Raw genomic sequence first — 5,849 nt, 5'->3', positions numbered from 1 at the left:
CAATTTTCTCTAAATTTAGCCTCTAAAATTCCACGAGGTATTATATGCTTATTTTTAACTTCACTGCGTTAGTTGCTTTTAGAGAACATAGATAAAACCATAACTTAAAACTCTTAATAAGGAGTTTTAATTTAAATTGAGCCTATAAATTTTAGATGCTAATATCAATATTCGCAGTCTAAAAATTTAAAAAATACATATACTAAGAATGCAAATTTACTCTATATGGACAAAAATAAACTAAGCGTGTATTGTGGTTTTGATTAAACTAATTTTATAATATACTTCAAGGCAAGATCAAATAAAAATTTAAAATTATTTATAAAAATTAATTAAGAAGAAAAAGACGGGGATAGCCCCGCCTTGAGTATTTTAGTTTAGGATATCAAATTTGTAAGAAGCCTGTAGCCAAAGCTCATTCTCTTTCCAATTTTGTGTGGTGTTAGTTGTGTAGTCTTTACCATCTCTTTCAATAGAAGTGTATGTAATGCCCACATTTAAACCTTTTACCGCAGGTATCGCATAGTTAGCTGTCACCGCCCAACCTTCTATTTCTGTGCTTGTGTTAGCTACTTTGCCATAGTTTGTGCCTGGATTTGCTTTGTTTACCGTAGTGGCATTGTGTGTTCCATTTTTCAATCTATCATTTTCACCAGTTACATAGTGAAGACCTAGGTTAAGACCTTTTACTCCAATAGCAGCAAAGTTATAGTTAAGCATAAGCTTATGCATATCCATACCTGCAAAACCTGTAAATACAAATGGTCCACGAATAGGCATAGCAGTGTATGAACCAGGTCCGTTGCCTACGCCAAGGATTACCGCGTCATCATCACTAACTGTTGTATATGCATATGACGCACCAAATCCGTAAAAATCAGAAACGCCAACACGCACACCTAGCATATCACCATCTAGATTTACATTTTTAGCATCTAGTGAACCATCAGCACGTGAGCCCTTCCATTGTAGGTCGAATTTTAATTTTAGTAAGTCAGCTACCGGCAATACATAATTAGCTTCTGCTAAATATAAATCGATATCGCCATTTTTAGCAACCGTTGTAGGATATAATTCAACATCAGTAACTGCTGCATAAGCGCCGGTTAATTTAAGACCAGGAAGTGATTTGTTCTCAATATATGCTGAGTAAATATCATCAAATTTAGCAGTATTTGGTCCAGTTAGGTTACCAAGGATAACTCTATCTTTGAATAACGGTGCACGACCTGTAGTAGCATAAGTTTTGCTTCCCATAGCAGCTTTACTTCTGCCTTGGAATTTATAAAACCATCCAGCCCATAAAGCAGTATCAGGGATATCTTTATTTAAGATACTTAGACCCTCAAAAGCCTCTTTAAAAGATCTTGTATAGTTACCTGCAACAAGTGGAGTAACTACGTATTGGCGACCGGCTTTAATGTCAGTCTTACCAATAGCGTATCCTAAGTATGCTTCAGATAGAACAAAGCCATTAGTCCACCACTCTTTGTTATACATTGATTTAGATTTATTTTCTACATGAAAAGGTGATCCCCAGCCTTGACCTGTAAGACCGATTCTAAATCCATAAAGTGGATCTGTAACGTAACCAAGCTCAACACCAACACCAAAGATGTTTTCATTGTTTTGGCTAGCTAGACCGTCATTTACAGTATGGTCAGCATAAGTAGCTTTAAGTGTAGCAGAAAGTTTGCCGTTGCTTAGAGCTTCGGCAAGATTGTCAGCAGCATTTGCACTAGCTAAACAGCCAAGAGCTACAGCAGCAACCAAACTAAGTTTGCCTAATTTCATATCGAACTCCTATTTTGATAATTTAAAAAAATCTAATATTAAAAATCTAATATTAAAAATTTTTATCTTTGCATTATAACATAGGAATTTTTATTTTTTACATAAATTTAGAAAAATGGTTACATTTTGGTAAACGTTGTGTATTTTTGCATATTTTTAAGTTAAATTATACTAAAATCGCCACAAATTTTAACACCAAGAGTGAGAAATGTGTGAGTTTTTAGAGCAATTTTGGAAGCATAAATTATTTTTAGATAAAGAAAAAGTCATCATTGCAGATGAGAGAATTTTAGCAGTTTTAGTGTGTGCCGATGAAGAGAATTTTGATAGATTTATCGCGCTTAGCGAATTTAGACAGATACTGCATTCGCTAGGCTTAAGAGCCGATGTTTTTAGTATACAAAGCGCACAAATAGGCATAATAAACGCGCTTAAAAATGCAAAAATATCAAAACAAAAACTGCTAAAAAATATAAAACTTATTAAAGATGAAAATATAATCAGCAATGAAAAATTTATTAAATTAGAAAACTTTATAAATAATTTATCACAAGAGCTAAATTTTAACCATCAAACAAGCGAAAGCAAGCATGACTTTTTTCATGATAAGATAGAAAAATTAAATGAAATTTCAAAGATTATCATTGATCTTGATAAAGATGGTTTTTTTACCCAAAGGGTTCAAAACGCAACACAAAAGATCAAAGAGCTAAAATTTAACGTCGCACTCACGGGAGTGATAAATTCCGGCAAATCAAGCTTACTAAATGCACTTTTAGGCGAAAAACTCCTAGGCACCTCAAATGTGCCTGAAACAGTAAATTTAACCATATTAAAACACGCCAAAGAACCTTATGCAAACGTAAATTTCTGGAACGAAGAAGAGCTAAAACAACTTGAGATCACGCCTGATAATGAGCATTTAAATTTAGTTGATAGCAGTAAAAAAATAAAAAAAGAGGAGCTAAAGAACTACACTTCGGCAAAAACTAAAATTTCACAAACCGTAAAAAGCGTCGAACTGTATGAAAACTTGGAGCTTTTACGAGATAACATCTGCATAATCGACACTCCCGGCATCGATGATGCGGTGTTTTTAAGAGAAGAGCTTGTTAGGAGATTTATGAGCGAATGCGATTTGATGGTTCACCTTATGAACGCCTCGCAAAGCACGACTCAAAAAGATGTAGAATTTATAAAAAATTCACTAAAAAACTCACATATCGTGTGCCTTGTAGTGGTGCTAACTCACGCTGATCTGCTAAGCCAAAAAGAGCTAAGCGAAGTTATAGAATACACGAAAAAAAGCATGGAAAAAGAGGGCTTAAGGGATGTGGAATTTTTTAGTGTAAGCTCAAAAAGATACTTTGAAGGCAAGGATGATAGCGGCGTAAGTGAATTTAAAGAGTATCTTTACGAAACATTTTTTGGAGAAGACAACGACAAATCAAAACTAAGCATAAACGCCTACAAGATGGAACTTGGCGCTGTTGCAGACGAGTTCTTAAGACAGTGCAAAACCCAACTTTTAACTCTAAACGGCTCAAATTTAGAATTAAACAAAAATTTAAATGACATCAAAGAGCAAAAACTTGCCTTGCAAAACGAGATAAAAAATATCAACGAAACAGTTAAATTTGAACTTGACAAGATAGACGTAGACAGCTTAAATTCACAGTTTCTGCTCACTCTTAAAGGACTTGCAAACACCATCAAAGACAAAGTGATAAACGAAAATGCATACCAAAAAAGACAAGGCAATAGCGACGAAAAGCGCATAAATTATATCGTTCAAAGTGCATTAAATGATGGAATTTTAAATGCCGCAAGACTTAGTAGAAACGAAATTTTAAGACAGATAACATCTTGCACCGATACTTTAAATTTAAATTTTAACGACTTGAATATAAAAGTGGATAGTAAAATTTTTAACATCGGAGAATATCTTAGCACGCAAAATATCGTTTTTGACTACGTAAAAATTTGCACCGATATATCAAAAAGCCTAAAACAAAAGGATCAAAGCGGCGTTTTGAGTGCGCTTGATGAGTTCTTAAAAGATAAAAACATAATAAATTTTGCAAAAAATTTAGCCATATTTGAGAGAGAAAAATTTCAAGCCCAACTTGATGAAAATTTAAAGACAAAACAAGAAAAACTATCACAAAATGAAAAAATCCTAAGTCTTGAGCTTAAAAATTTAAATAAAACAAGCGAAGAATTTAATGAAAAACTAAACCAAACAATAAAGCTTGAAGCCGAACTTGAGGGGATTATGAAGAGGTTGAAAGATGCTTAAAAACTTTATAAATTCATATAAAAGTGCATACTTTAAAATTTTTAGTGATGATTTTTACGGGGATTTTAAACGCTTCGAACAAGCGCTTTTGGAGCCTAAATTTCACCCAAGTGCCGAGCTTAAAAACGAACTAAGGAAACTTGATCTGTTTTTATGCGAGCCTGCACAAGTTGCTATCGTCGGTCAATTTTCAAGCGGTAAGTCAACATTTTTAAATGCACTACTTGGTCAAAATGTCTTGCCAACAGGCGTTACGCCGGTAACCGCTCGCCTTACACACATTAAATACGGAGAAAATTTTTCGCTTAGGGTTGATTACAAAAACGGCAAAGAGCTAAATTTAAACATATCAGAGATAGAGAAATTTGTCGACCAACGCGTATTTAACGACGATGTAAAGGATCTTTGCATATATGCCCCGCTTGAGATCTTAAAACGTGTAAATTTTATAGACACCCCTGGCCTAAACTCGCTTTCGAGTTCAGACACAAATATCACCAAGGAGGTTTTAAGTGATGTTTGTGGGGTTGTGTGGCTAAGTCTTATCGAAAATGCCGCAAGAGCAAGTGAGCTAAGCCAAATAAATGAGCTGGTAAAAAGCGAAGAAAAAAGCGCGATATGCGTGCTTAACCAAAAAGATAAGCTAACCAAAGCCGAGCTTGATAATGTCATGACGCATGCAAAGGTAACATTTGACGGTATTTTTAAAGAAATAATACCGATATCTGCAAAACAGGCAAATTTAGCACGTGAAAACGGCGATGAGGCTCTGGCAAATAGCTCAAATTTCAAGACTGTTTTAGAGGCGATAGAAAATACCTTTGCAAATGAAGAGATAAAGCAAAATTTTGTCCTTAAAAAGTGCAAAAACATCTCGCAAGAGTTGATAAGCGAACATGAGTATTTCATGCAAGTTTATGAAAAAGGGATGAAAATTCTTAGCGATTTTGATGAAAATTTAGAAAAAAACCTGGCTCTTGTAAAGCAAAATTTCTCCCCTAAAATCGAGATAGCATTTAACGAGATCAAGCAAATCGCAAAAGTCATAGCAGACGAGATAGTCTCAAGCATGAAGCCAAAGAAAATGAGGCGATTTGAGCACAAAAAGACGCTATTAAAAGGCAAAAAGATCGATCAAATCGAATACGAAATAATGAGTTTTGACAATGATGAAATTTTTTCAAAGCTGATCTATAACGATGTTAAACTAGCAAAATTTTTTAGAATTTACAGACAAAATTTAAAGAATTTACAAGATGAGCTTTGCACGGCCTTAAGTGAAATTTATGAAAATTTAGAAAGTGAATTTTTAATATACAAAAGCGAATTTGAAGGTGTCAGAAAAGAGAGTGCGGTGCATTCTGATATCGAATTTGCCACGATACGAGCTTATGCAGGAAGAATTTACGAGCTTGTGCTTAGGGATTTTGAAGCGATAAAATTTGCCAAGATCCAAACACTTTTACTATTTTTTGAAAAATTAAATTTAAAAATCATAACAAACTACGAGAATGCAATAAAAATCGCAGTTCACTTCATCAAAGAAAAGATCGAGAATTCCATTGTTTCACACGAAAAAGATCCGATAAATTTCTCCGTTTACATACCAAGTGCAAATGAAATTTACGAAAGAGTTTTGATCTCGTTAAATTTATATGAATTTGAAAATGAAATGCTATCAAACGCTTCATTTTTAAATAAAATTTTATCAAACATGAGAAAAGAATTTAAAGAGACGAAAGAGGCCAAAGAAGCT

At 33.9% G+C, this 5,849-nt stretch carries 3 protein-coding genes; 2 read left to right on the top strand and 1 reads right to left on the bottom strand.

Annotation, left to right across the window (positions count from 1 at the left end):
• Positions 1-372 precede the first annotated feature (372 nt).
• The gene (locus tag CCAL5182_RS08855; RefSeq protein WP_336610821.1) at positions 373-1,794 is read right to left on the bottom strand and encodes an OprD family outer membrane porin; all 1,422 of its coding nucleotides are present in this window, start codon (positions 1,792-1,794) and stop codon (positions 373-375) included.
• 208 nt (positions 1,795-2,002) lie between these two features.
• Here CCAL5182_RS08855 and CCAL5182_RS08850 point away from each other — a divergent pair, with 208 nt between their 5' ends.
• A complete protein-coding gene (locus tag CCAL5182_RS08850; RefSeq protein ID WP_336610820.1) occupies positions 2,003-4,093 on the top strand; it encodes a dynamin family protein in 2,091 nt (696 codons plus the stop codon).
• Positions 4,086-5,849 (top strand): dynamin family protein (locus CCAL5182_RS08845; RefSeq protein WP_336610819.1); only part of this gene is annotated, 1,764 nt, incomplete at its 3' end. The genes CCAL5182_RS08850 and CCAL5182_RS08845, both read left to right, overlap by 8 nt.

Source organism: Campylobacter sp. 7477a, from assembly GCF_014892335.1.
Lineage (GTDB): Bacteria > Campylobacterota > Campylobacteria > Campylobacterales > Campylobacteraceae > Campylobacter_A > Campylobacter_A californiensis.
The sequence above is the reverse complement of the archived record's forward strand: the minus strand, read 5'-3'. Positions and strand labels throughout refer to the sequence as shown.

Bases quoted from the DNA above. Each gene is read 5' to 3' on its own strand.
- CCAL5182_RS08855 (WP_336610821.1), bottom strand. From the start codon at position 1,794: ATGAAATTAGGCAAACTTAGTTTGGTTGCTGCTGTAGCTCTTGGCTGT.
- CCAL5182_RS08850 (WP_336610820.1), top strand. From the start codon at position 2,003: ATGTGTGAGTTTTTAGAGCAATTTTGGAAGCATAAATTATTTTTAGAT.